This window comes from Paraburkholderia denitrificans (assembly GCF_042655705.1).
GTDB lineage: Bacteria > Pseudomonadota > Gammaproteobacteria > Burkholderiales > Burkholderiaceae > Paraburkholderia > Paraburkholderia denitrificans.
Map to the genome: position 1 here is coordinate 194,153 of NZ_JBHSMP010000013.1, position 24,452 is coordinate 218,604.

The window sequence follows — 24,452 nt, forward strand, 5'->3', positions numbered from 1 at the left end:
CAGGCGCAACCTTCCAGGGAACTTAGCCCGCGAGCTTCGAGAGCAGCGGGTTAGCGAACGCGAACAGCATTGCAACACCCACGCCAATCAGGAACGCCGCGTCGATCAGACCGGCCAGCAGGAACATCTTCGTTTGCAGCGGGTTCATCAGCTCAGGCTGACGCGCGCAGGCTTCGATGTACTTGCCACCCATCAGGCCGATACCGATACAGGCGCCAATAGCACCCAGGCCAATGATGATGCCGATACCGATGGCCGTGAAACCCTGGATGTTGGCGATGAAAGCTTGCATGATCACTCCTTTATGAGATTTTCTGGAACTGGGATTTAAAACTGCAATTCTTGAGTCCGACAACCCGCCTTAGTGGGAGTCGTGTGCCTGGCCGATGTACACCAGCGTCAGCATCATGAAAATGAACGCCTGCAGCAGAACGATCAGGATGTGGAAGACCGCCCACACGCTGCCGGCAATCACATGGCCGATGAAGCCAAGCACCGTCGTGTCCGCGCCGAAGCTCCACAGACTGCCCAGCAGGGCGATCAGCAGGAACAGCAGTTCGCCTGCATACATGTTGCCGAACAACCGCAGGGCGAGCGAAACCGTCTTTGCGACGAACTCGATGATGTTGAGTGCAAGGTTCGGGATCCACAGCAGCGGATGCGCGCCGAACGGAGCGGAGAGCAGCTCGTGCACGAAGCCGCCTGCGCCCTTGATCTTGAAGTTGTAATAGATCATCAGTGCGAACACGCCGAGCGCGATGCCGAACGTGCCGTTAAGATCGGCGGTCGGGACGATGCGCTGGTGCGGGAGCACTTCCGAGAGACCGAGCCAGCCGATCACGCGGGTCGGGAGGTCGACGGGGATGAAGTCGAGCGAGTTCATCAGCGCGACCCAGACGAACACGGTCAGCGCGAGCGGTGCGATGAAGGCACGGTTGCCGTGGACGATGGCCTTCGACTGGTCTTCGACCATTTCGACCAGCATCTCGATGGCGCACTGGAAGCGGCCCGGAACGCCCGACGTTGCCTTGCGTGCGGCGAGGCGCAGCAGGAAGATGGTCGCGAGACCGCAGAGAATCGACCAGAACAGCGTGTCGATATTCAGGATGTGAAAATCGACGATCGACGTCTGATGCGAGGTGGAAAAGTTCTGCAAGTGGTGCGCAATGTACTCGGACGGATCCAGAGCGCGCGTTCCTTCGCTAGCTGCCATATCGTTAAAGACACCCAAATTGTCGAAAATCGTTTCCGGCCATTCCCGCCGCCGTGCCTTATTGCGGGAATGCGCCGCCGCGGATCACATCGAACCCGCACGTCAGCTGTTCACTTGCCGCTTCGTTTAACCGGCGCCCGCAGTGCGGCGCAGTTGTAACGACAGCGACAGGTCAGCGCCATGCAAGCGCGATCCAGTAAGTCTTGAGTGCGATCAGGTAAGTCACGAGCAGCGGAATCCACCGCACTTCGTGATACCAGACCGCGATAGCAACGAACATCGCAATCGTCGCCCCCATCTTGAATGCTTCACCGAGCATCCAGTTCATCACGGTGCCGACGCCGCCGAGATGCTTCAGGCGCGCAGCGAACAGCGCACCGGGCAACCAGCAGATCGCTCCTCCCAGGAACGCAGACAACGCAGCTGCGCCCGGCGGCTTGTAGAACAGCCACCACGCCAGCGTTGCGACCAGGGACAAAACCATTTGCGCTGCCACGACACGAAACGGCGTGACGCGCGATGGGCGGCTAACCTGCGGACCAAAGAGCTTCTCGGCTTCGACCCGGGTAAGCGGAACGATGTCGTTGTTATCCTGCTGCTGATCGGCGTCCCACAACGCGTTGTGATCTTCGTGCATGGCAGTGAGCCGGGACACACCCTGTTCGCTGCCGGAAGGTCCGACCCCGCGTTGCGGTTCATCGGACCCTTCATGCGCCTTGGGCGCTTCGCCTGGTCTCTGATCCACCATCGCAGTTATTCCGCGCAGTTATCCTGGATATTCGCGACATTCACGCCTACGTACGCGCTGATACAACGCACTTAGAGGTCGCCAACCAAATAAATCCGGGCGATTGTAAGCGATAGTTGCAGGCAATTCAAGACTTTACGATGTTCGGAAACGCCCGTGAAATGGGGCTTCACGATACGAAAAAGAGGCTCTTGAACAAGGCTGCGGACGCATCTGTAAGGAGTGGAAAGTACCCTTGTACAGGGACAAAAACGGCGTGGATATTCCGCCCGCCAGGCCGATATCAGCGGGTATAAGCGTGCGTATGCGGGCGAGATCAGAGGAAATGCAAAGGCAGCGCGCCGAGGAGAACGGCTATTAGCCAGAATGGCAACGATATGATATGGAACGGCAGCCATAAGCCCCGCTCATTAGAAAGACGCACGGCAATCAGATTTGCGAGCGAGCCGATCGCCACGCCAAAGCCGCCGACGCTCACGCCGAACGCAACCGCCCGCCAGTCATGGGTGAAGCCCGCAAGCACGATCGCTGCCGGGACGTTGCTGATGATCTGTGAAAGCACCGCCCCTGCGACATACGACCGCAAGGGCGTCTGTAGCGATAATCCACCCATCAGGTCGTGAATCCAGGGTAATGCGGCCGCGCTGCGCAAGACAATAAACATCAGCACGAAAATCAGCAGCAGCAGCCAGTCGATCTTCAGTACGATGCGCGTGCGCCAGATCAAGAAACCTGCCGCCACGCCCGCGAGCGCGATTCCCGCACGATGTGCATCCGCGAGCAATACGAACGCCACGAAGAGCAGCGCGGCGACCAGCGCGAGCGCGCGGTCGACCGGATGGGGATCCGTATCGGTTGAGAGATCGAGCGGGTGCGGCTTGAAAAGGCAGATGGCCAGCACGACCAGCATCGTCATCAACAGCGCGCAAAGCGGCGCAAGCTCCGCGACGAAGCGGCCAAACGCAACCCCGCTTAGTTGCCAGAGAAACAGGTTCTGTGGATTGCCGAGCGGCGTCAGCACCGATCCCGCGTTGACGGCCAGCGCAACCACAATCACGAGCCGCTTGAGCGGTAGCGGTGTCAACTTCTGCAGCGACAGCATCAACGGCACGACGACGAAAAGTGCCACATCGTTCGTCACGAACATCGAGAGCACGGCGGCCAGCGCAATCAGCAACAGCGCAAGCGAGCGCTCCGAATGAATGTGGTGCACGAGGCGATGCGCGAGCCACGTCAGCAGTCCTGAGTATTCGATCGCTTTCGTCAGAATCAGCAGGCCCGCGAGCGTCATTACGGTCTGCCAGTCGACGAGCGCGGGCAGCGAGGTCCATGCCCGCGGCGCGAAGGTTTGAAGCAATACGAGTGCGGCGACGAGGATGGCCAGCACCGGCTCGCCGGCCACGAATCCGAGGAACGTGCGCAGGCGGGCCTGCGTGGCTGCTTGAATCTGCTGCATGGAAAAGTTGGGCTGCGCGCGCGGCAACGCCGCGTCAGGCAGCCGTTTCGCCGCGCAGGCGCAGGAGAATGCCGTCGAGCGCGTCGAGATCGCCGAAATCGACGCTCAACTGCCCCCGCCCGCGACGCCCCAACTTGATCTTGACCGTCGCGGCCAGCAGATCGGAAAGTTCTTCTTCGAGACGCCGTGTGTCGCGGCCGCCATCGTGCGCCACCTTCGCCTTCACCGTCGGCGCGGCCTTCGTCGTCGCCGACACCAGCCGCTCGGTCTCGCGCACCGACATGCCCTTGTTGACCACCTGATTGGCCAGCTGGATCTGCGTGGCGGCATCGACGGCCAGCAGCGCACGCGCATGGCCCATATCGAGGTCGCCGGCGAGCAGCATGGTTTGCACGGGAGCGGCGAGATTCAGAAGACGCAGCAGGTTCGACACCGCACTGCGCGAGCGGCCAACCGATTCCGCGGCCTGCTCGTGCGTGAAATGGAATTCGTCGAGCAAGCGCTGAATGCCCTGCGCCTCTTCGAGCGGATTGAGATCCTCGCGCTGGATGTTCTCGATCAGCGCCATGGCGGCGGCGGCCTGGTCGGGCACGTCCTTCACCAGAACCGGCACCTCGATCAGTCCTGCGAGGTGCGCCGCACGGAACCGCCGCTCGCCCGCGATGATCTCGTAGCGGTCCGTGTCGATCGGCCGAACGAGGATCGGCTGCATGAGCCCCTGTGCACGGATGCTCGCGGCCAGTTCCTGCAGCGCGCCCTCGTCCATGCGCGTACGCGGCTGGTACTTGCCCGCCTGCATCTTCGCGAGCGGCAGCGTGTTCGGCGCGCTGTCGATCTTCACCGCTTCGGTAATGTCGGCACTACCGCCAAGCAGTGCTTCCAGCCCGCGGCCCAGCCCTTTTTTCCGTGCTACTGCGTTCATCGTGATTCCTTAGTCTCCAGTGGACGCGGCGAGCATCAGAGTGCGCGCACCCGTTCGATCATTTCGGCGCCAAACTGCACGTACGCCTGCGCGCCGCGTGATGCGCGATCGAACACCACGCCCGGTAGTCCGTAGCTGGGCGCCTCTGCGAGGCGCACGTTACGCGGAATCACCGCGTCGAAAACCTTGTCGCCGAAATGCTCTTTCAGCTGATCCGATACCTGCTGCTGAAGCGTAATGCGCGGGTCGAACATCACGCGCAGCAAGCCGAGCACCTTCAGGTCGCGATTCATGTTCGCGTGAACCTGCTTGATCGTGTTGACCAGATCGGAGAGCCCTTCGAGGGCGAAGTACTCGCACTGCATCGGAATCACGACGCCGTGCGCGGCGCACAGGCCGTTGAGCGTCAGCAGCGACAGTGCGGGCGGGCAATCGATCAGCACGAAATCGTAGTCGGCGTCGACTTCGGCGAGTGCGTTTTTTAAACGACGCTCGCGTTGCGCCACCGAAACCAGCTCCACCTCCGCACCGGCCAGTTCCCGGTTCGCGGGAAGCACGTCGTAGCCCAGCGCCTCGGGACGCGTGCGCGCGTCCGGCACGGTCACGCCGTCCACCAGCACTTCATAGACGGTGTTCTCGCATGCGGCCTTGTCGATGCCGCTGCCCATCGTGGCGTTGCCCTGCGGGTCGAGATCGATGAGAAGGACACGCTGTCCCTGCGATGCGAGGCTCGCGGCGAGATTGACCGTTGTCGTCGTCTTGCCGACGCCGCCCTTCTGGTTCGCAACGCAGAAGATTTTTGCCATCTTTGGGGTGTCCCTTTTGCTGCCGTAAAGAGTTTGCTTACGTTATCACGCGTATACCGCGCGTCGACCTGGCCGTTGGTTCGATTGACACACGGCGCAGGCGGAGAATCATGCTGCTGCCGGCTCGACCGACACTTCGATCAGGTGCCGCTCGGCATCGAGCATCGGCACCGCGAGCCGGATGGTCTGAAGCACCTGCGCACCGTCCGGCAATCGCTCGATCTCGCCTTCCGGGCGCACACCCTTCATCGCCCAGATTGCGCCGCCGTCAGCGACCAGATGCCGGGCCAGTGTAACGAAATCGACGAGTTCCGCGAATGCCCGCGAGACGATCAAATCGAATTTTTTTGGGATTTCGCCCCCCGGGCGCAGCGACTCGACGCGCCCCGTCACCACCGAAAGGTTCGCGAGACCCAGTTCGGCCTTCGCCTGAGACTGGAACGCACTCTTCTTGTGCACGATGTCGTTGAGCGTCACCTGCCAGTTGGGCCGGGCAATGGCGAGCACGATGCCGGGCAGCCCGCCACCGGAGCCGACGTCCAGCACAGCCAGGCCGTCGCGCACCGGAAGATGCGGCAGGATCGAGAGGGAATCGAGGATGTGCTGGATCATCATCTGTCGCGGATCGCGGATCGCGGTCAGGTTGTAGACCGCGTTCCACTTCGCGAGCAGCGCGACGTAATCGAGCAGTTGCGCGCGCTGCCGATCGCTGAGTTCGACGCCGAGCGCCTGCGCGCCCTCTTCCAGCATTTGCGCCAGGGCCGCGTGATCCGCGATGCCGGGTTGCCGTGCGCGCCCCGTCATTGGGCCACCGGCGTGTTGTCGGTGCCGGAATCGGCGGGATCCTGGCGCCGACGGCCGAGGCCGCGCTTCAGGTGAACCATCAGCAGCGAAATCGCAGCGGGCGTGATGCCCGAAATACGCGACGCCTGCCCGATGGTTTCCGGGCGATGCTGAGTGAGCTTCTGACGAGCCTCGAACGACAGACCACGCACCTCGGCGTAATCGATGCCCTCCGGCAACCGCGTATTCTCATGCGCGCCGTTACGCTCGATCTCGTCAGCCTGGCGGTCGATGTAGCCCTGATATTTGATGCCGATCTCGATCTGCTCCTTGATCTGCGCAAGCAGGATTTCGTCGTCGGCCAGCGGAGCGTCGGGGCCGCACGTACCCTCGCGCAAACCACACACACCGTCGTAGCTGACGCCCGGACGGCGCAGCAGATCAGCAAGGTTGTATTCGCGGTCGATCGGCTTGCCGAGCAGTGCGGTTGCTTCATCGGCAGAAAGCGTCTTTGGATTCACCCAGGTCGACTTCAGGCGCTCTGTTTCACGTGAAACAGCGTCGCGCTTGCGGCAGAACGCATCCCAGCGGGCGTCGTCGACAACACCCAGTTCGCGGCCGATCTCGGTCAAGCGCATGTCCGCGTTGTCTTCTCGCAGACTCAGGCGGTATTCGGCGCGGCTCGTGAACATACGGTACGGCTCGGACACGCCGCGCGTCACCAGATCATCGACCAGCACGCCCAGATACGCTTCATCACGCCGCGGGCACCATGCGTCCCTGCCCTGCACTTGCAGGCCAGCGTTAATCCCGGCCAGCAAACCCTGTGCGGCAGCTTCTTCGTAGCCGGTCGTTCCATTAATCTGGCCCGCAAAGAACAGGCCGTTGATCGACTTCGTCTCCAGCGACGACTTCAAACCGCGTGGGTCGAAATAGTCGTACTCGATGGCATAGCCCGGACGCAGGATATGCGCGTGCTCCAGGCCGCGCATCGAGTGAACAAGCTCCAGCTGGACGTCGAACGGCAGGCTCGTCGAGATCCCGTTCGGGTAGAACTCGTTGGTCGTCAGCCCTTCCGGCTCAAGGAAAATCTGGTGCGATTCCTTCGAAGCGAAGCGGTGAATCTTGTCCTCGATCGACGGGCAGTAACGCGGACCCACGCCTTCGATCACGCCCGTATACATCGGTGAGCGGTCAAGGCCGCCACGGATGATGTCGTGCGTACGTGAATTCGTATGCGTAACCCAGCACGGAATCTGGCGCGGATGCTGCTCGGCGCGGCCAAGGAACGAAAACACCGGCACCGGATCCAGATCGCCCGGCTGCTCTTCAAGCACCGAGAAATCGATGGTGCGGCCATCGATACGCGGCGGAGTACCGGTCTTCAGGCGCCCTTGGGGAAGCTTCAGTTCCTTCAGGCGTGCGGAGAGCGTCACTGCCGCCGGATCGCCGGCTCGCCCGCCCGTGTAGTTGTTCAGGCCAACGTGGATCTTGCCGTCGAGGAATGTTCCCGCCGTCAGCACGACCGCGCGACTGCGGAAACGAATGCCGACTTGCGTCACCGCACCCACCACGCGGTCGCCTTCGACCATCAGATCTTCGACGGCCTGCTGGAACAGCCAGAGATTCGACTGGTTTTCCAGGCGGCGGCGGATCGCGGCTTTGTACAGAATACGGTCGGCTTGAGCGCGGGTTGCCCGCACTGCCGGCCCCTTTGAGGAATTGAGGATGCGGAACTGGATGCCGCCCTCGTCCGTGGCAGCCGCCATGGCGCCACCGAGGGCATCGACTTCCTTAACCAGATGACCTTTGCCGATACCGCCGATGGACGGATTGCAGCTCATCTGACCGAGCGTTTCGATGTTGTGCGTGAGCAGAAGCGTCTTGACGCCCATACGGGCGGCAGCAAGCGCGGCCTCGGTACCGGCGTGACCGCCGCCGACAACGATTACGTCAAACTCTGTGGGATAAAGCATGGCCGGAACTCACGCACGGCGAACCGCGTGAGCCTTCTCAGAAAAGTGTGGGATGCGCGAATTATAGCGGTTTCGAGATTTGGTCCGTTCCCGCCCGAATTTTGTTCCATGCGTGAGCGAAAAAACTGGCTGTTTCACGTGAAACACGTTGCTTCGTGAACAACATATAGAGCACGCGAATGGGGTTCTTCGGCCGGATTTCTCCATCCGATTGAGACAGGCTTCGGTCGTTCGTGGATTCTGTGCCAACTCGTCGGTGTGATTATCTGGCGTCGGGGCGCCGGTTTCCCGCACGTAGCCATGACCTGGAATCTGCCGCACGGTGCACTTGTTCTGCTCGATGAGCGGCCGCCCCCCGCTTCTAACGTATCGCGCCGACGATATGTGAAATCATTTTCACGATGAGCATTTGTCGCTCGCCGCCGGAAATCTTGTCTGCCGCTTGTCATCGCACCAATCAAGAAAGCGGCACTTTCCCGCCCGCTAGTACCGATACGCAACCGATGTCACCTTGCTCGACGGGGAGCGCACCACGCATCACCAGGTTGCGCGATGCGCTCGCATGATCGCGTCGCGCACCGTCAACTCACTGGTGCCGCACGATCCACTAACACAATCTGCTCCGCCTCTACCTTCCTCGCCACGCGATCAAGCACCTCAAACCTGCTGCTGCGAATCGCGACGCTCGAAACGTCCGGGGCACCATACGATCCCCATTGTTTCACTCCGACCAGGAACGCTTTCCGCGCGGCAGGTTTCGCTTGAATGCCCTCTGCAATTCACCTGCGATCCACACACCGCATTCCACCGTAACCAGCCGCTGCGCACCATCCGTCCTAAGGCCCATATCATGTTCGACTACCCGCGCGCTCATGCTGCGGCCTTCAGCGTGCACAGCGACGTGGCCAGTTGCTCCTCTCCGCTATCGCAGCGAGATTCCGTTTCGTCGAGCCCTGCGCCCGACACGTGCGCGATACCGCTCGCCACCACGATGAGCAGATATCCGAAGCCGCGATTCCGGCCGAACGGCATCGCAGTCTCGGCATGCAAGTCGCACACACTGTGCCCTTATTAAGTGAGCCAAGAATAAAAACGCCGCAAACGGCACGCCGACCCAGATCAGGTATATCTGCGACGGAAACGCGGCGCGTGCATCTTACGAGACGAACACGCCTTTCGAAATGAAGATCGCCCGTAGGACGGAAAACGCCAGCGAGAGCAACGCGCAGATCCTATCTCTATCGTGACGCCGTCCTGAGTGAGAATCGCGGCGATCGATCCTTCCATGCACACCGCGTCCAGAAACCGGGTGACGACGAAAAAGTGGCAGCGCTACACCTGTCGAAAAAACGGAGCCACAGGATCGGCGACGACGTACTGCGTACCGGATACGGCCTGCGACAAGAACAGCTTGAGTGCGCTACCCCGCATGACGCTGAACCGTCCGTACGGACGGTCGTCGATAACGTTGTAATCGGTGGCCGCCATGTTCGTGATGATCCGCACGAGGCGCGCAGATCATCCACGTTCGCAAGCGCAACACCTCTGCGCCCCACTGCCCCATTGCCAGCACCGCAAGAATCGCGTGCTACAACAACAAAGCCGCAGCGCACATACAGCCCGGGCCGATTACACGAAGTGATTCCAGTCAGCGACCACGCCGACCCTCGCAAGCGAATTCAGCATGCCGAATTCGCTCAGCACATTAACCAGACAATTTGATCGGCGAAGAAAGATGAATCGAGCGAAACGGCTGTTGCACCTGCAAGCGCATCCCACCGGATAACAGCCGTGCAGACAGCGGGCTTCAACTGCGCCACACGCTGACTTTCACGCCAAAGAGAGGAATGTATTTGCGCGCAAGAGAAACGCGACGCGCGACAAGGAAAAACAAGGGAAAAAAGCAGAGGAAAGCTACACGGCAGAAAAACCGGCGGCTAAAATGAAAAGCGCTGTTGGACTCCCGTCCAACAGCGCTTCCTTTTCCGGGCACTTTGTGCCTCAGTTGTCTCCTCGTCCTCCACCTGCAAATTAGGTGCATCGAACTAGCCCAAACTTTAATCGTCAGCCCCTTGCGCGGCAACTAGCATTTACCCTAGTGATCCAGCGCGGCACCGACCTGGCGCGCCCCGCTCTCGATCACCCACGCGACGAAAACACCGGCATATCACAACTTAAACGCGGCACAAACGCAGCGCAACCCGCACGCACAACCAGGCGAGCGCGCCAACTCACGCTCGCAAGACTCTTGCACGCGCAACAATCTCGCCGACGATGCCGCGCCGGAACGCCAGCACGCACGCGATGAAAATAAGGCCCGTAACGATCGTCGCCGACTCGCCAAGCGAGTTGAACCAGCCGACGCCCGTAACGGACGCCAGCGCCGTGCCGATATCGCCCAGCCGGTCCTCGAGCGAAACGATCAGCGCCGCGCCGACGATGGGCCCGAAAACCGTCCCCATGCCGCCGACAAGCGTCATCAGGATCACGAGACCGGACAGCGTCCAGTATGCGTCGCCGAGCGTCTCGAAGCCGAGCACGAGCACCTTGAGCGAACCGGCGAGTCCCGCAAGCCCCGCCGAGAGGACGAAGGCGAGCAGCTTGAAGCGTTCGGTGTCGTAGCCGAGTGAAATCGCGCGCGGCTCGTTCTCCTTGATTGCGCCCAGCACCTGCCCGAACGGCGAATGCACGATGCGCACGATCAGCAGGAACGCGAGCACCATCACGACAAGCACGACGTAATAGAGCACGAGATCCGACCCGAGCGGCAGCACCCCGAACAGATTGCCCCGCGGCACGCCCTGCAAGCCGTCCTCGCCATGCGTGAACGGCGCCTGCAAGTAGATGAAATAAACCATCTGCGCGAGTGCGAGCGTCACCATCGAGAAGTAGATGCCCTGCCGCCGGATCGCGAACAAGCCGGTCACGACGCCGATCAGCGTTGCCGCCGCCGTGCCGGCCAGCACGCCAAGCTCGGGCGTGAAGTTCAGCGACTGCATCGTATAGCCGGTTAGATAGCCCGCGGTCGCGAGGAACATCGCGTGACCGAACGAGAGCAATCCCGTATAGCCGATCAACAGATTGAACGCCGCGGCGAACAGCGCGAAACACAGCACCTTCATCACGAAGAGCGGATACGCACCCACAAACGGCGCGGCGATCAGGCCGATCAGCAGCAGTCCATAAAGCGCTTTTCTTTGCATCACCGTTCCTTGCCGAAGAGGCCTGCCGGGCGAATCAGCAGGACGATCGCCATGATCACGAACACCACCGTTGCCGACGCCTCGGGCCAGAACACGCGCGTGAAGCCCTCGATCACGCCGAGCAGCAGGCCAGTGAGAATAGACCCCATGATCGATCCCATGCCGCCGATCACGACCACGGCGAACACGGTGATGATCATCGGCTGGCCCATGAGCGGCGACACCTGAATCACCGGCGCGGCCAGCACGCCGGCGAATGCCGCGAGCGCCACGCCAAAGCCGTAGGTGAGCGTGATCAAGAGCGGCACGTTGATGCCGAACGCCTCGACGAGCTTCGGGTTTTCCGTGCCCGCGCGCAAATAGGCGCCAAGCCGCGTCTTCTCGATGATGAACCACGTCGCGAAGCACACGGCAAGCGAAGCGACGACCACCCAGGCGCGATAGTTCGGCAAATACATGAAGCCGAGATTGGTTGCGCCAGAGAGCAGTTCCGGCACGTCGTACGGTTGGCCGGACGAGCCGTAGATCGCGCGGAACACGCCTTCCACGACAAGCGTGATGCCGAATGTAAGCAGGAGTCCGTACAGATGATCGAGCCGGTAAAGCCAGCGCAGCATCGTACGCTCGAGCACGATGCCGAACGCGCCCACCACCAGCGGCGCAAGCACGAGCATCACCCAGTACGGCAGATTGAAATACGCAAGGCCCATCCACGTGAGCATCGCGCCCAGCATGAACAACGCGCCATGGGCGAAGTTGATCACGTTGAGCATGCCGAAGATCACTGCGAGGCCGAGACTCAGGATCGCGTAGAACGACCCGTTCACGAGCCCGAGCAACAACTGGCTCAGCATTGCCGGCAGCGGAATGCCAAAGATCGTCATGAAAGCCGCCATTAACGGTTGTGCTCACTCATGACGCCGCTCGGCGCACCACAGGCGCCGCGCGGCGTCATGCCAGATCGCCGATGCGCTTACTTCCAGAGCGCGCAGGTGCTGTCCTTCTTCAACGTATAGGCCTGATCGCCCGGGATCGTCGCGACGATCTTGTAGAGATCCCACGGACTCTTCGACTCCGACGGCTTCTTGACCTGCGCGAGATACATGTCGTGAATCAGCACGCCGTCCTGGCGGATATAGCCGCCCTGCGTATAGAAGTCGTTGATCTTGGTGCTCTTCAGCTTCGCCATGACCTTGTCCGGGTCGGTCGTACCGGCCGCCTGCACCGCCTTCAGGTAGTTCGTAGTAAACGAATAGTCGGCGGCCTGAAGCTCAGACGGCATCTTCTTCGTCTGTTCGTAATAACGCTGCGCCCACTTGCGCGACGCATCGTTCTGGTCCCAGTACCATCCGGTCGTCAGCACGAGGCCCTGCGTCGTGTCGAGCCCGAGGCTCTTCACGTCAGGCAGGAACATCAGCAGCGCGGCGGTCTTCATCGTCTTGTCGATGCCGAATTCCTTCGCGGCCTTGATCGCGTTGACCGTGTCGCCGCCCGCGTTAGCGAGGCCGAGAATCTGCGCCTTCGACGACTGCGCCTGCAGCAGGAACGACGAAAAGTCCGATGCCGAAAGCGGATGGCGTACCTCGCCGACCACCTGGCCGCCGTTCTCCTTGACGACGTCGGCCGTATTCTTTTCGAGCGACTTGCCGAACGCGTAGTCGGCGGTCAGGAAGAACCAGGACTTGCCGCCCTGCTTGACCACCGCAAGGCCGGTGCCCTTTGCGAGCGCGACCGTGTCGTAACCGTAGTGAATCGTGTACGGCGTGCACTGCTTGTTCGTGAGATCGTCCGTGCCCGCGCCGGTGTTGACGTACACCACCTTCTTTTTCTCTTTCGCGACGTCGTTCATCGCGAGCGCCGCCGCCGAGTTCGTACCGCCGAACAGCAAGGTGATGCCGTCACGGTCGATCCACTCGCGCGCCTTCGACGCTGCAATGTCCGCCTTGTTCTGGTGGTCCGCGTACACGAGGTCAATCGGTTTGCCGAGCACCTTGCCGCCGAAGTCAGCAATCGCCATCTTGATCGCCGTGAGCCCCCCCGGGCCGTCGTCGTCCGCATAGAGTCCCGACATGTCGGTGATGAAGCCGATCTTCACCGTATCGCCAGCAGCCTGTGCGTTGCCTGCGCCAAGCGTCATCGATGCCGCAGCGGCGGCGAAGAGGCCCGCAAGCCGCGCGAACGTCGTTTTCCTCATTGCAGTCTCCTTCTTTGGTTGCATAGTCATAGTTATCGAAGCGACAAACGAATCGAAACAGCGAATCGATACATCAAGGCAGCAAATCACGGCAGGACGTCTCGCGTGCGGCACCTCGCGCCGCGCGCAATCCGAACCCCGGAACGCTAGACGCCTAGCAGATCGTGCAGCACGGGCATCTTGCCCTCGAGCTCGGCGACGCCGAAGTGCTCGACGATATGACCGTGCTCCATCACGTAGAACCGGTCGGCCAGCGGCGCGGCGAAGCGAAAGTTCTGTTCGACCATGACGACCGTGTAGCCGCGCGCCTTGAGCGTGACGATCATGCGCGCGAGCGTCTGCACGATCACGGGTGCGAGGCCTTCGGAGATTTCGTCAAGCAGCAGCAGGTTCGCACCCGTGCGCAGGATGCGCGCAACGGCCAGCATCTGCTGCTCGCCGCCGGAAAGGCGCGTGCCCTGGCTGTAACGGCGCTCCGCGAGATTCGGAAACATCGAGTAGATCTCGTCGAGCGACATGCCCTTCGACCCCGCGTTCACGAGCGGCGGCAGCAGCAGGTTCTCCTCGCACGAGAGGCTCGAGAAAATGCCGCGCTCCTCCGGGCAATAACCGACGCCGCAATGCGCGATGCGATAGGTGGGCATATGGATCGTCTCGCGCCCGCCAATGCGGATCGACCCCGTACGGCGCCCCGTGAGGCCCATGATCGCGCGCAGCGTGGTCGTGCGCCCGGCCCCATTGCGTCCGAGCAGCGTGACGACTTCGCCGCGCGCCACGGAGAGATCCACGCCGTGCAGGATGTGCGATTCGCCGTACCAGGTTTGCAGCCCCGAGATCGCAAGTGCGGGCTCGCCCTCCACGGCGGCGGCGTCGACGTGTTCGTTTTCCGTCACCGTACTCATGCGTGGGCTCCGACGAGGGTTGCGTCCGCACTGCCCATATAGGCTTCGGCCACGAGCGGATTCTTCGACACTTCGGCGTAGCTGCCTTCCGCGAGCACTTCGCCGCGTTGCAGGACGGTGATCGTGTCGGAGATGCCCGCAATCACGTTCATGTTGTGCTCGACCATCAGGATCGTGCGTCCGCTCGCAACCTTCTTGATGAGCGCCGTCACGCGGTCCACGTCTTCGTGGCCCATGCCCTGCGTGGGCTCGTCGAGCAGCATCAGTTCGGGCTCCATCGCGAGCGTCGTGGCGATTTCGAGCGCGCGCTTGCGGCCGTAGGCGAGTTCGACGGTCGGCACAGCGGCGAAGTCGGTCAGGCCGACCTCCGTGAGCAGATCCATTGCGCGGTCGTCGAGTTCGGCGAGCGAGCGCTCGCTTTTCCAGAAGTGATAAGCGGTGCCAAGCGAGCGCTGCAAGCCGATGCGCACGTTCTGCAGCGCCGTGAGGTGCGGAAACACCGCGGAAATCTGAAACGACCGGATAATGCCGCGCCGCGCAATCTGCGCGGGCCGCTCATGCGTGATGTCGACGCCGTTGAATACGATGCGCCCCGCGCTCGGCTCAAGAAATTTGGTGAGCAGATTAAAGCAGGTGGTCTTGCCTGCGCCGTTGGGTCCGATCAGCGCGTGGATCGTGCCGCGGCACACGCGCAGATTCACGCCGTTCACGGCCGTAAAGCCCTTGAACTGCTTGGTCAGCCCGCGCGTCTCCAGAATCGTGTCGCTGAGAATCATGTCCCCTTCCACGCGTAGTAAAGGCGCGGCGCGCTGTGTGCGCTCCGCCCGCTCCCGCGCATTGTCGCGCCAATGATGCACCGCAATCATTGGGATTTGCACTTATGGGGCAAACGCTTCATCCCGCATCGCGTTCAATGCCCTTCGCGTCCGTTTCACGCGTCCGTCTTTACACGACCGCGTTCACACTTCCGTCATATGCGCGGCGGAATCGGCGCGTGCGTTCGTGCCCTCGTGACGATCGGCGAGCAGCATGGCCGCCGCACGCTCGGCAATCATCAGCGTCGGCGAATTCGTGTTGCCCGAGGTGATGAACGGCATGACCGACGCATCGGCCACGCGCAGGCCCGTCACGCCGCGTACGCGCAGGCGCGAATCGACGACAGCGTCGGCGTCGTCGGCGCGGCCCATGCGGCAGGTGCCCACCGGATGAAAGATCGTCGTGCCGACATTACCCGCCGCTTCGACCAGTTGTTCTTCGGTCTGGAACGCCACGCCCGGCAAAATTTCCCGCGGCTTGTAGCGCGCGAGCGCGGGCGACGCCGCAATGCGGCGCGTGAGACGCAACGCATTGGCGGCGACGTGCCGGTCGTAGTCGGTAGAAAGGTAATTCGGCGCGATGGCGGGCGCTGTAGACGGATCGGCGGAAACGATGTGGATGCTGCCGCGCGACGTGGGCCGCAAATTGCAGACCGACGCCGTGAAGGCATTGAAACGGTGCAGCGGCTCGCCGAAACGGTCGAGCGAAAGCGGCTGCACGTGATATTCGAGGTCGGGGCGCGTGAGCGCGGGATCATCGGGATCGGACCTGGCGAACGCACCGAGCTGCGACGGCGACATCGACATCGGCCCGCTCTGAAACAGCGCATATTGCAGGCCGATTTTCAGCTTGCCCCACCAGTGCGCCGACGCCGTGTTGAGCGTGCGCACACCGTCTACGCGATACGCCATGCGCAGTTGCAAATGATCCTGCAGATTCTCGCCCACGCCAGGCAGATCCTGCACGACGCCGATGCCGAGCGGCACGAGCCGCCGCATATCGCCGATGCCGGAGAGTTCGAGCAATTGCGGCGAATTCACCGCGCCCGCACTCAGGATCACTTCGCCGCGCGAGCGCGCGACGTAATCGACATCGCCGCCGCGATATTCGACGCCAACGCATCTGCGTCCTTCGAAAATCACGCGCTCGGTGAGCGCGCCCGTTACAACCGTAATGTTTGGCCGCTTCATCGCCGCGCGCAAAAACGCCTTCGACGCGTTCCACCGCACGCCGCGTTTCTGGTTCACGTCGAAATAGCCAACGCCGCTGTTGTCGCCGCGATTGAAATCGTCGGTGGCGGCGATGCCCTGCTCCTGCGCCGCCTGCGCGAACGATTCAAGAATCTTCCACTTGAGCCGCTGTTTCTCGACGCGCCATTCGCCGCCCGCGCCGTGAAATTCGCTCGCGCCGCCGTGATAGTCCTCGCTCTTGCGAAACACCGGCAGCACGGATTCCCACGACCAACCTGCATCGCCGGATGCGCGCGCCCATGCGTCGTAATCCTCACGCTGGCCGCGCATGTAGATCATGCCGTTGATCGACGACGATCCGCCCAGCACGCGCCCGCGCGGATAGGACAGTGCGCGCCCGTTCAGGCCCGCTTCGGCAACGGTTTTGTAGAGCCAGTCGGTGCGCGGATTGCCGATGCAGTAGAGATAGCCGACCGGAATGTGAATCCAGCGATAGTCGTCCTTGCCGCCCGCTTCGAGCAGCAGCACGGAGATGTTGGGATCGGCGCTCAGACGGTTGGCGAGCACGCAACCCGCGGTGCCGGCGCCGACGATTACATAATCGAATTCGCCTTCGAGGCGACGCGAGGACGACGATGCGCGAGATGCTTCGCTCGTTGCTGGCATTTTTGTCTCCCATCCGGTCCGACGCAGGCGGGCCGCCGTGCGGACCCGCTGCGTTTCATGCCGATTGTATTTTTGCAGGCGGCGGTACGCGCCGCCGCCTGTTCACCGCATGCGTTGCGCGCGCACCTACTTCGCGACCGGCATCGTGAATTCCGCGCCCTTGGCGATGCTGTCCGGCCAGCGCTGCATGATGCTCTTGTAGCGCGTGTAAAAACGCACGCCTTCCTCGCCGTAAGCATGATGGTCGCCGAACAGCGAGCGCTTCCAGCCGCCGAACGAATGCCACGCCATCGGCACCGGAATCGGCACGTTGATCCCCACCATGCCGACCTTGATCTGCCGCGAGAACGCGCGCGCGATGCCGCCATCCGAGGTGAAGAGCGCAACGCCATTGGCGAACTCATGCGCGTTGATGAGTTCGACGGCGCTCGCGAAGTCGGGCACGCGCACCACCGCGAGCACAGGACCGAAAATCTCTTCCTTGTAGATCGTCATGTCGGTCTTCACGTTGTCGAACAGCGTGCCGCCGAGGAAGAAACCGTCGTCCTGACCTTCGGGCGCATGCGCGCGGCCATCGACCACGAGCTTCGCTCCCGCCTTCACGCCCGCATCGATATAGCCCTTCACTTTCTCGCGGTGCGCAGCCGTCACGAGCGGCCCCATCTCCGAAGCGCCGTCCATGCCGTTGCCGATCTTGAGCGCCTTCACGCGCGGCGTCAGACGCTCGATCAGTTCGTCGGCGACGTGGCCCACGGCCACCGCCACCGAAATCGCCATGCAGCGCTCGCCCGCCGAACCATAGGCCGCGCCGATCAGCGCGTCGACGGCCTGGTCGAGATTGGCGTCGGGCATCACGACAAGGTGATTCTTCGCGCCGCCCAGCGCCTGCACGCGCTTGCCGTGCTTTGCACCTTCCGTATAGATGTACTCGGCGATCGGCGTGGAGCCGACGAACGAAAGCGCCGCGACATCCGGGTGCGCAAGCAACGCATCCACGGCCACTTTGTCGCCGTGGACGACGTTGAACACGCCATCGGGCAAGCCCGCTTCCTTGAGCAGTTCGGCGAGGCGAAGCGACGCCGAGGGATCGCGCTCCGAAGGCTTCAGCACGAACGTGTTGCCGCATGCGAGCGCGACCGGGAACATCCAGCACGGCACCATCATCGGGAAGTTGAACGGCGTGACGCCAGCCACGACGCCCAGCGGCTGGCGCAGGTTCCAGTTGTCGATGCCGCCGCCGATCTGGTCGGTGAAGTCGGTCTTCAGCAGGTTCGGAATGCCGCACGCGAATTCGACGACCTCGATGCCGCGCATGACTTCGCCCTTCGCATCCGAGAACACCTTGCCGTGCTCGCGCGTGATCAGTTCGGCGAGTTCGTCGTGGTACTGGTCGAGGAGGTCCTTGAACTTGAACAGGATGCGCGCGCGCTTGATGGGCGCCATCTCGCTCCACGCCGGGAATGCGGCGTGGGCTGCGGCAACGGCCGCGTTCACGTCGGCCACGCTCGCGAGCGGCACACGTGCGCTCACTTTGCCCAGCGCGGGATTGAAAACGTCGGCATAACGCTCGCTTTTGGTGTCGAGCGGCTTGCCGCCGATGAAATGCGTCAGCGTGCGAACGCCGGTTTCGTTCAGATGTGTCTCGCCCATGGATGCCTCGTTTGTTGGAAGAATCTGCGGTGTTATGTGTGGTGTTCGCGCGCAGCCGGCATGCGACCACACGCCTCACCGTCTGGATAGTCAGAAGCCTAATCGGCAATGCGCGCCGCGATCCAATGATTAATGCTCAACAGCGATATAAGGCGCGTTAATATCAGGCGATGGACCTGACCTTGCTTCGCGCGTTCGTCACGGTCGCACGCGAGGGCAACCTCACGCGCGCGGCCACGCACCTGCATCTGACCCAGCCGGCCGTGAGCCTGCAGATCAAGCACTTGCAGGAAGCGCTCGGCGTGACGCTCTTCACGCGCACCGCCCACGGCCTCGCGCTCACGCGCGACGGCCAGGCGCTGCTGCCGCACGCCGAGCGCGCGCTCGCCGCCGCGGGCGACGTCCAGCGCGCCGCTGCTGCACTGCGTCACGAAGTGCGCGGCAAGCTGCGCATCGGCACGATCCTCGACCCGGCATTTCTGCGCCTCGGCGGGTTTCTTCGGCAACTCGTCGAAACCTGGCCGCAGATCGAAACCGCGCTGCGCCACGGCATGTCGGGCTGGGTGCTCGACCAGGTGCGCTCACGCGAACTCGATGTCGGCTACTACATCGGCCAGCCCGGGCCGGACGCCGAAACCTTCCACGCCATCACGCTTACGCGCTTCCAGTACCGCGTGCTCGCGCCCGCGGGCTGGAAAGACCGCGTAAAAGGCGCACGCGACTGGCGCGCACTCGCCGCCTTGCCGTGGATCTGGACGCCGCCCGCATCCGCGCACAATCGTCTGCTCACGGGTCTTTTCGAGGCGGTCGACGCAAAACCCGTGAAAGTCGCGGAAGTCGATCAGGAGCCGTCGATGCTCGACCTCGTGAAATCGGGCGTCGGGCTCACACTCGCGCGCGATTCCATCGCCATTGCGGAGGCGCATGCGCACGCGCTGACCATCGTCGAAGGCGTGACGGTGCCCACCGAACTCACCTTCATCACGCTCGCGTCGCGACGCAACGAGCCCGCCATCGCCGCGGCGCTCAAGGCCATCGAAACGCAGTGGGCGATATGAGCCTCGCTCATGAGGGCGCCGCTGTATTCGACCAACACGCGACTGACACGCGACCAGCACGCGACGAGTACGGAGACATCGGCGGTGTAACGGCGTCGTCACGCAAGGTTTGCTAGATTCGATGTTCGCCCGCGCCGATCACCCATCGATCACCAGGCGATAGCCCATCGAAGCCGGACGATTCGGTTCGGCACGGTGCGCTTCGTGCCCCGCTCATCGTTACCTCGTTCCACAGGAGCCCTGCATGGCCCGCAACATCGAAATCAAAGCCCGTGCCCGCGACTTCGACGCGCTGCGCGCGCGTGCCGCCCAGCTTGCACCCGACGCGCCGCTGATCTTTCGCCAACAGGATTTTTTCTACGACGTGCCCCGTGGCCGGCTGAAGCTGCGCCAGTTCGACGACGGCACGCCGCCCGAACTGATTTTTTATCAGCGCGACGACCGCGACGGCCCGAAAGTCTCGTACTACACGCGCAGCCCGGTCACGAACGCCGAAGCGATGCACGCGCTGCTCGCCACGGCGCTGACCACGCGCGGGATCGTATCGAAGGAGCGCCATGTGTATCTGGTTGGCCGCACGCGCATCCATCTGGACCGCGTGGACGGCCTGGGCGATTTCGTCGAACTGGAAGTGGTGCTCGCGCCCGATGACGACGAGCAAGGCGGCGAAGCCGAGGCGCACGCGATGTTCGCAAAGCTCGGCGTCGAAGCAGGCGATCTTGTGGCGCGTGCCTACGTCGATCTGCTCAATACGGCGGTACCGGCCTGAAATGCGGGCGTGAAATCCAGGCCTGAAATGCAGGCCTGAAAAGCCGCGTTGATACTGAAACAGCGTGGAGTCAGGGCGCGGACGCGCCCGGCTCCAGATGCCCGAGCGGCAGCGGTCCGTTGCGCTTGAACGTGGTGAGCACGATGTTCGAGCGCACGCTGTCGACGCCCGTCACGTGCATCAGTTTCTTCATCACGAACGACGACAGCGCGTTCAGATCCGGCGCCACGATCCGCAGCAAATAATCGGCGTCGCCCACCACCGCATGGCATTCGAGCACCTCGGGCAGCATGTCGATCTGCTGCCGGAACTGCTCCATCACCGAATCCCCGTGATGTTTCAGCTTCAGGCTCGTGAACGCCGTGACGCCGAGCCCGAGCTTTTCGGGCCGCAGCACGACGCGAAAGCCGTCGATCACGCCCGTTGCCTCCAGCCGCTGCAACCGCCTGCCGATCTGCGACGGCGAAAGCGGCACCCGCTCCGCGAGCTGCTGGTGCGTCGCACGGCCAAAACGCTGCAGCACGTCGAGCAGCGCGAGATCAAAGTGATCGAGTTCCAGCATGACAAATTTGTGCATGAATCCGGTTATTAATGCGCGATTATTGCATGACATGCCGTAGGCGAGCCCCATTCCTGCGGCGCCGGGCGGTGCGGCATTGCCATCTCGCGGGAGCGCTCGCACCCTGCCGATATCCGTGAAAAAATAGTCGATCTACCGCCATTCGTCCGCGCACCACCCGCGCGCGCGGATCTCGTGCGGTGTCCGGTGCTCGTGCGGCCCAAAACGCCGGGCGGGCGCCCACTCCATGACAGGTGCAGACATGATCAACCGCCTCACATCAGAAGAGCGCGCCACCCAGCTCGCCGAGCTTCACGGCTGGCAGTCCGTCGCGGGCCGCGACGCCATTGCGCGCACCTTCCGTTTCGCCGATTTCAACGAGGCGTTCGGCTTTATGACGCGTATCGCAATCAAGGCGCAGGAGATGAATCACCATCCCGAGTGGTTCAATGTTTATAGCCGCGTCGAAATTACGCTGTCGACGCATGAAGCCGACGGCCTTACGGCACGCGACATTGCGCTCGCACGCTTTATCGACTCGATTGCGCCGGGTCCGCTCAGTGTGTGAGCATGCGCCAGTTGAAAGCTGAATGAATGGTGATAAGTTCTCAAACCTTCAAGGTTGAAGGCCATTCTTGAGGGATACGTAAGATTCCCAGGCGGCGCGGGCAATGGGGTCCAAACGTTCCGCCGACATGATGTTCTGACGCTGTACAATCATCAGCGCATACGGCTTGGAAAGCGCGCTAGCTTCCTTGCACAACGAGAGTTCGTCGCCACGCGAGGGCGAGCGGTTGCGCCAGAAGTTGATCGCGGCTTCGAGTTCGGTAATCGAAATATCGGACATGTTGATCGTGACTCGCGCAATCGTTGCACGCGGCGCCGCTAGCTGTCGTGCAGGTCACCTGCATCGAGCGGCGCTTCGCGAACTGCGTGCCTCAAACGCTAAACCCATTTGTACTTGAGCGAATCCCATGCGACTCCTTCTGATCGAAGACGACCGCCCCATCGCACGCGGCATCCAGTCCAGCCTCGAGCAAGCCGGCTTCACGGTGGACATGGTTCACGACGGCATCTTCGCCGAGCAGGCCCTCACGCAGAATCGCCATGAACTCGTGATCCTCGACCTCGGTCTGCCCGGCATCGACGGCATGACGCTGCTCGCGCGCTTCCGCCAAAGCAACCGGCACACGCCCGTCATTATCCTCACCGCACGCGACGAGCTGAACGACCGCGTCCAGGGCCTGAATTCGGGCGCCGACGACTACATGCTCAAACCGTTCGAACCCGCGGAACTCGAAGCGCGCATTCGCGCGGTGATGCGCCGCAGCGGTCCGCACGGCGACGTGCCGCGCCCCGAAGTTTCGCTTGGCGGCGTGCGTCTTTCGGGCGTCGATCGCCGCATCTTCAACGAAGACAAGCCGCTCGAACTCTCGCCGCGCGAATTCGCCGTGCTCGAAATGCTGCTGCTGCGTCACGGCCGCGTCGTCAGCAAGGCGCAGCTTCAGGACCATCTCACGCACTTCGGCGGCGATCTCGGCGATACCGCAATCGAAGTCTACGTGCACCGCGTGCGCAAGAAGCTCGAAAACTGCCGCGTCGAAATCGTCACGGTGCGCGGCTTCGGCTATCTGCTGCAGGAAATTCGCCAGACGGCCTGACGCTGCCGTTTCCCCTGCCGGTCCGGCGCAACGCCGGACCGCTCGCCAGCGTGCCTGCCGTGCCGCCTGCGCAGTGGCCCGCGTACAATGAGCGGATTCAGGGCCGCACGGCGCGTCGCGCTTTTTACCTGCGTTACATTCGATGCATGCGCCGGGCGCAATGCAAGCAATGCATGTAACGCATGTATCGCATGTAAAAATCTCGACGCATGCCGGCTGCCGGGCGCATCCGGTTCATTCATCGCTCGAAACCATCATGTCCTATCCGGCTGCAAACAGTCTGCGCCGTACGCTGCTGCGCCGCCTGGCTGCGCCGCTGTCGCTGCTTGCGCTGATGAGCGGCCTCGTCGCCTACTGGCTTGCGTGGCAGTACACGCAGCATGTGGTGGACCGCTCGCTCGCCGACCTCGCGACCGCCGTTTCGAAACAGATCCAGATCGCCGGACCCGACGCGGCGGTCACCGTGCCGCCGCTCGCGCAGGCCATGTTCTCCGATCCGATCGAGCATCTCGTCTATCGCATCAGCGACGGCAGCACGGAAATTGCCGGCGATCACAACATGCCGCTGCAGGGCGCGAATGTGCGGCGCATGCATTACGCCTACGTGTTCGATGCGGAGTATCAGGGCGTGCAATTACGCGTCGCACAGGTGCGCGTGGATCAGCCCACGGGTAATCCGATCGTCGTTGAAGTCGGGCAGCCCGTGCACCTGCGCTCCAGTATCGCCGCCGAGTTTCTCGTCGCGATCATGATGCCGCTCCTGCTGTTGCTGCTCGCGGGCTGGGCGATCGTGTGGCGCGTCGTGAATCAGCAGCTCAACCCGCTCACCGATCTCGCCGACTCGCTGAATCGCCAGACGCACACGTCGCTCGAACCGGTGGACGAGACATACGTGCCTGTCGAGATTCGGCCGCTTACCGGCGCGCTCAACGCGCTGCTCGGCCGCCTGAAGACCGCACTCGATGCGCAGCGTAAATTCATCGCCGACGCCGCGCATCAGTTGCGCACGCCGCTGACCGCCGTGAAGCTGCACGCGGAGCAGGCCGCCACCGCGCGCGAGCCGCAGCAGGTGACCAATGCGGTGCGCGAACTGCGCGCGGCCGCCGACCGCGCGGTGCGTCTGTCGAACCAGTTGCTCTCGCTTGCGCGTGCGGAACCGTCCGAACAGGCGGCGCGTTTCGTCGATATCGACGTCGCCGCGCTCGCGTTCGAAACCGGCGCGGAATGGGTGCCGCGCGCACTGGCGAGCCACGTCGACCTCGGCTTCCAGCGCCTCGACGCGCCCGAAAACGACGCGCCGCTGATGTCGCGCGGCAATCCGGTGCTGCTGCGCGAAGTAATTGCGAATCTGCTCGACAACGCGCTCAAGTATCTGCCGCCCGCGCGGCTCGACGGCGGGCGCATCACGGTCGGCGTGACGCGGAGCGTCGTCGACGACACGCCGATGGCCGAGATCGTCGTCGAGGACAACGGGCGCGGCGTGCCGCCTGCGCAGCAAGCCGATCTCTTCAAGCGCTTTTTCCGCGGCGACGGCCAGACCGAAAGCGGCGTGGACAGCGGCGCGGGTCTCGGTCTTGCCATCGTTCACGACATCATGGCGCTCCATCGCGGCAGCGTGCATTACGAAGATGCCCCGGAGGGCGGCGCGCGCTTCATCGTACGCATCCCGCTCGCACAACACGGATCGGCCGATGCGGGCAGTGACGCTTCAGCCGATAAACATCATCAGAAAGCGGCCCTGGCGGCAAAGCCGTCGCCGAATCAGGCGCCTAATCAGGCACCCAAGCAGGCCCCCAAGCAGGCACCTAATCAGGCGCCGGTTGATCTCTGAGCCGCGCGCGTCATTCACCGCCGTATAAAACCGCCGTTGCAGATAACAA

Annotated in this window: 23 protein-coding genes; 5 read left to right on the top strand and 18 right to left on the bottom strand. The window is 62.7% G+C overall.

What is annotated here, in order from left to right:
• Positions 1–22: 22 nt before the first annotated feature.
• The 16 genes from atpE to ACFPTO_RS10410 form a co-directional block, all read right to left on the bottom strand.
• Positions 23–292, bottom strand: a complete 270-nt coding sequence (gene atpE, locus ACFPTO_RS10335) for a F0F1 ATP synthase subunit C (RefSeq protein WP_028203308.1) — start codon at positions 290–292, stop codon at positions 23–25.
• A gap of 69 nt (positions 293–361) precedes the next feature.
• Positions 362–1,213 carry a F0F1 ATP synthase subunit A gene (atpB, locus tag ACFPTO_RS10340; RefSeq protein ID WP_377711272.1) on the bottom strand — a complete coding sequence of 284 codons (852 nt, stop codon included), beginning with the start codon at positions 1,211–1,213 and terminating at the stop codon, positions 362–364.
• A gap of 172 nt (positions 1,214–1,385) precedes the next feature.
• Positions 1,386–1,961, bottom strand: a complete 576-nt coding sequence (locus tag ACFPTO_RS10345; RefSeq protein WP_377711273.1) for an ATP synthase subunit I — start codon at positions 1,959–1,961, stop codon at positions 1,386–1,388.
• A gap of 316 nt (positions 1,962–2,277) precedes the next feature.
• Positions 2,278–3,417, bottom strand: coding sequence for an SLC13 family permease (locus tag ACFPTO_RS10350; RefSeq protein ID WP_377711275.1), 1,140 nt, complete (start codon positions 3,415–3,417; stop codon positions 2,278–2,280).
• Positions 3,418–3,451: 34 nt separating this feature from the next.
• Complete coding sequence (locus ACFPTO_RS10355; protein ID WP_377711276.1) at positions 3,452–4,339, bottom strand: ParB/RepB/Spo0J family partition protein; 888 nt, start codon at positions 4,337–4,339, stop codon at positions 3,452–3,454.
• 35 nt (positions 4,340–4,374) lie between these two features.
• On the bottom strand, positions 4,375–5,145 hold the full coding sequence (locus ACFPTO_RS10360) for a ParA family protein (RefSeq protein ID WP_377711277.1): 771 nt from the start codon (positions 5,143–5,145) through the stop codon (positions 4,375–4,377).
• A gap of 108 nt (positions 5,146–5,253) precedes the next feature.
• Complete coding sequence (gene rsmG / locus ACFPTO_RS10365) at positions 5,254–5,949, bottom strand: 16S rRNA (guanine(527)-N(7))-methyltransferase RsmG (RefSeq protein ID WP_377711278.1); 696 nt, start codon at positions 5,947–5,949, stop codon at positions 5,254–5,256.
• The gene (gene mnmG / locus ACFPTO_RS10370) at positions 5,946–7,904 is read right to left on the bottom strand and encodes a tRNA uridine-5-carboxymethylaminomethyl(34) synthesis enzyme MnmG (RefSeq protein ID WP_377711279.1); all 1,959 of its coding nucleotides are present in this window, start codon (positions 7,902–7,904) and stop codon (positions 5,946–5,948) included. The genes rsmG and mnmG overlap by 4 nt, the downstream gene beginning before the upstream one ends.
• Before the next feature lie 870 nt (positions 7,905–8,774).
• Positions 8,775–8,936 carry a hypothetical protein gene (locus ACFPTO_RS10375; protein WP_377711281.1) on the bottom strand — a complete coding sequence of 54 codons (162 nt, stop codon included), beginning with the start codon at positions 8,934–8,936 and terminating at the stop codon, positions 8,775–8,777.
• A gap of 1,199 nt (positions 8,937–10,135) precedes the next feature.
• Positions 10,136–11,107, bottom strand: a complete 972-nt coding sequence (locus tag ACFPTO_RS10380) for a branched-chain amino acid ABC transporter permease (protein WP_377711282.1) — start codon at positions 11,105–11,107, stop codon at positions 10,136–10,138.
• Entirely contained in the window at positions 11,107–11,991 is an 885-nt protein-coding gene (locus tag ACFPTO_RS10385) for a branched-chain amino acid ABC transporter permease (RefSeq protein ID WP_377711283.1), read from the bottom strand. The genes ACFPTO_RS10380 and ACFPTO_RS10385 overlap by 1 nt, the downstream gene beginning before the upstream one ends.
• A gap of 89 nt (positions 11,992–12,080) precedes the next feature.
• On the bottom strand, positions 12,081–13,301 hold the full coding sequence (locus ACFPTO_RS10390; protein WP_465262954.1) for an ABC transporter substrate-binding protein: 1,221 nt from the start codon (positions 13,299–13,301) through the stop codon (positions 12,081–12,083).
• 146 nt (positions 13,302–13,447) lie between these two features.
• A complete protein-coding gene (locus ACFPTO_RS10395; RefSeq protein WP_377711285.1) occupies positions 13,448–14,203 on the bottom strand; it encodes an ABC transporter ATP-binding protein in 756 nt (251 codons plus the stop codon).
• Positions 14,200–14,979, bottom strand: a complete 780-nt coding sequence (locus ACFPTO_RS10400; RefSeq protein ID WP_377711287.1) for an ABC transporter ATP-binding protein — start codon at positions 14,977–14,979, stop codon at positions 14,200–14,202. The genes ACFPTO_RS10395 and ACFPTO_RS10400 overlap by 4 nt, the downstream gene beginning before the upstream one ends.
• A 183-nt stretch (positions 14,980–15,162) precedes the next feature.
• On the bottom strand, positions 15,163–16,875 hold the full coding sequence (locus tag ACFPTO_RS10405) for a GMC family oxidoreductase (protein WP_377711288.1): 1,713 nt from the start codon (positions 16,873–16,875) through the stop codon (positions 15,163–15,165).
• 126 nt (positions 16,876–17,001) lie between these two features.
• The gene (locus ACFPTO_RS10410; RefSeq protein ID WP_377711290.1) at positions 17,002–18,525 is read right to left on the bottom strand and encodes a CoA-acylating methylmalonate-semialdehyde dehydrogenase; all 1,524 of its coding nucleotides are present in this window, start codon (positions 18,523–18,525) and stop codon (positions 17,002–17,004) included.
• 170 nt (positions 18,526–18,695) lie between these two features.
• Between ACFPTO_RS10410 and ACFPTO_RS10415 the strand changes: the two genes are divergently transcribed.
• Complete coding sequence (locus tag ACFPTO_RS10415; protein WP_377711292.1) at positions 18,696–19,583, top strand: LysR family transcriptional regulator; 888 nt, start codon at positions 18,696–18,698, stop codon at positions 19,581–19,583.
• A gap of 244 nt (positions 19,584–19,827) precedes the next feature.
• Positions 19,828–20,352, top strand: a complete 525-nt coding sequence (locus ACFPTO_RS10420; RefSeq protein ID WP_198108135.1) for a class IV adenylate cyclase — start codon at positions 19,828–19,830, stop codon at positions 20,350–20,352.
• A 70-nt stretch (positions 20,353–20,422) separates the two neighbouring features.
• On the opposite strand, the gene ACFPTO_RS10425 is transcribed toward ACFPTO_RS10420, so the two are convergent.
• Positions 20,423–20,929 (bottom strand): Lrp/AsnC family transcriptional regulator, encoded by a 507-nt coding sequence (locus ACFPTO_RS10425; protein WP_377711294.1) that lies wholly within the window; start codon positions 20,927–20,929, stop codon positions 20,423–20,425.
• Positions 20,930–21,173: 244 nt separating this feature from the next.
• Between ACFPTO_RS10425 and ACFPTO_RS10430 the strand changes: the two genes are divergently transcribed.
• Positions 21,174–21,479 (top strand): 4a-hydroxytetrahydrobiopterin dehydratase, encoded by a 306-nt coding sequence (locus tag ACFPTO_RS10430; protein ID WP_377711296.1) that lies wholly within the window; start codon positions 21,174–21,176, stop codon positions 21,477–21,479.
• Positions 21,480–21,527: 48 nt separating this feature from the next.
• Here ACFPTO_RS10430 and ACFPTO_RS10435 read toward each other — a convergent pair whose 3' ends face one another.
• Entirely contained in the window at positions 21,528–21,758 is a 231-nt protein-coding gene (locus ACFPTO_RS10435; protein WP_377711298.1) for a DUF3717 domain-containing protein, read from the bottom strand.
• A gap of 127 nt (positions 21,759–21,885) precedes the next feature.
• Between ACFPTO_RS10435 and ACFPTO_RS10440 the strand changes: the two genes are divergently transcribed.
• Together ACFPTO_RS10440 and ACFPTO_RS10445 are read left to right on the top strand one after the other, a co-directional pair.
• Positions 21,886–22,572, top strand: coding sequence for a response regulator transcription factor (locus ACFPTO_RS10440; RefSeq protein WP_293033626.1), 687 nt, complete (start codon positions 21,886–21,888; stop codon positions 22,570–22,572).
• Between the two features lie 256 nt (positions 22,573–22,828).
• Complete coding sequence (locus ACFPTO_RS10445; RefSeq protein ID WP_377711299.1) at positions 22,829–24,403, top strand: sensor histidine kinase; 1,575 nt, start codon at positions 22,829–22,831, stop codon at positions 24,401–24,403.
• The last annotated feature ends 49 nt before the right edge of the window (positions 24,404–24,452 follow it).

Excerpts from the sequence above, each read along its gene's own strand:
- mnmG (WP_377711279.1), bottom strand. The coding sequence starts at position 7,904 with ATGCTTTATCCCACAGAGTTTGACGTAATCGTTGTCGGCGGCGGTCAC.
- ACFPTO_RS10360 (WP_377711277.1), bottom strand. The coding sequence starts at position 5,145 with ATGGCAAAAATCTTCTGCGTTGCGAACCAGAAGGGCGGCGTCGGCAAG.
- ACFPTO_RS10420 (WP_198108135.1), top strand. The coding sequence starts at position 19,828 with ATGGCCCGCAACATCGAAATCAAAGCCCGTGCCCGCGACTTCGACGCG.
- ACFPTO_RS10390 (WP_465262954.1), bottom strand. The coding sequence starts at position 13,301 with ATGAGGAAAACGACGTTCGCGCGGCTTGCGGGCCTCTTCGCCGCCGCT.
- ACFPTO_RS10415 (WP_377711292.1), top strand. The coding sequence starts at position 18,696 with ATGGACCTGACCTTGCTTCGCGCGTTCGTCACGGTCGCACGCGAGGGC.
- ACFPTO_RS10380 (WP_377711282.1), bottom strand. The coding sequence starts at position 11,107 with ATGCAAAGAAAAGCGCTTTATGGACTGCTGCTGATCGGCCTGATCGCC.
- ACFPTO_RS10410 (WP_377711290.1), bottom strand. The coding sequence starts at position 18,525 with ATGGGCGAGACACATCTGAACGAAACCGGCGTTCGCACGCTGACGCAT.
- ACFPTO_RS10385 (WP_377711283.1), bottom strand. The coding sequence starts at position 11,991 with ATGACGATCTTTGGCATTCCGCTGCCGGCAATGCTGAGCCAGTTGTTG.
- ACFPTO_RS10440 (WP_293033626.1), top strand. The coding sequence starts at position 21,886 with ATGCGACTCCTTCTGATCGAAGACGACCGCCCCATCGCACGCGGCATC.
- ACFPTO_RS10350 (WP_377711275.1), bottom strand. The coding sequence starts at position 3,417 with ATGCAGCAGATTCAAGCAGCCACGCAGGCCCGCCTGCGCACGTTCCTC.
- atpB (WP_377711272.1), bottom strand. The coding sequence starts at position 1,213 with ATGGCAGCTAGCGAAGGAACGCGCGCTCTGGATCCGTCCGAGTACATT.
- rsmG (WP_377711278.1), bottom strand. The coding sequence starts at position 5,949 with ATGACGGGGCGCGCACGGCAACCCGGCATCGCGGATCACGCGGCCCTG.
- atpE (WP_028203308.1), bottom strand. The coding sequence starts at position 292 with ATGCAAGCTTTCATCGCCAACATCCAGGGTTTCACGGCCATCGGTATC.
- ACFPTO_RS10395 (WP_377711285.1), bottom strand. The coding sequence starts at position 14,203 with ATGAGTACGGTGACGGAAAACGAACACGTCGACGCCGCCGCCGTGGAG.
- ACFPTO_RS10375 (WP_377711281.1), bottom strand. The coding sequence starts at position 8,936 with ATGCCGTTCGGCCGGAATCGCGGCTTCGGATATCTGCTCATCGTGGTG.
- ACFPTO_RS10400 (WP_377711287.1), bottom strand. The coding sequence starts at position 14,979 with ATGATTCTCAGCGACACGATTCTGGAGACGCGCGGGCTGACCAAGCAG.
- ACFPTO_RS10430 (WP_377711296.1), top strand. The coding sequence starts at position 21,174 with ATGATCAACCGCCTCACATCAGAAGAGCGCGCCACCCAGCTCGCCGAG.
- ACFPTO_RS10445 (WP_377711299.1), top strand. The coding sequence starts at position 22,829 with ATGTCCTATCCGGCTGCAAACAGTCTGCGCCGTACGCTGCTGCGCCGC.
- ACFPTO_RS10355 (WP_377711276.1), bottom strand. The coding sequence starts at position 4,339 with ATGAACGCAGTAGCACGGAAAAAAGGGCTGGGCCGCGGGCTGGAAGCA.
- ACFPTO_RS10405 (WP_377711288.1), bottom strand. The coding sequence starts at position 16,875 with ATGCCAGCAACGAGCGAAGCATCTCGCGCATCGTCGTCCTCGCGTCGC.
- ACFPTO_RS10345 (WP_377711273.1), bottom strand. The coding sequence starts at position 1,961 with ATGGTGGATCAGAGACCAGGCGAAGCGCCCAAGGCGCATGAAGGGTCC.
- ACFPTO_RS10435 (WP_377711298.1), bottom strand. The coding sequence starts at position 21,758 with ATGTCCGATATTTCGATTACCGAACTCGAAGCCGCGATCAACTTCTGG.
- ACFPTO_RS10425 (WP_377711294.1), bottom strand. The coding sequence starts at position 20,929 with ATGCACAAATTTGTCATGCTGGAACTCGATCACTTTGATCTCGCGCTG.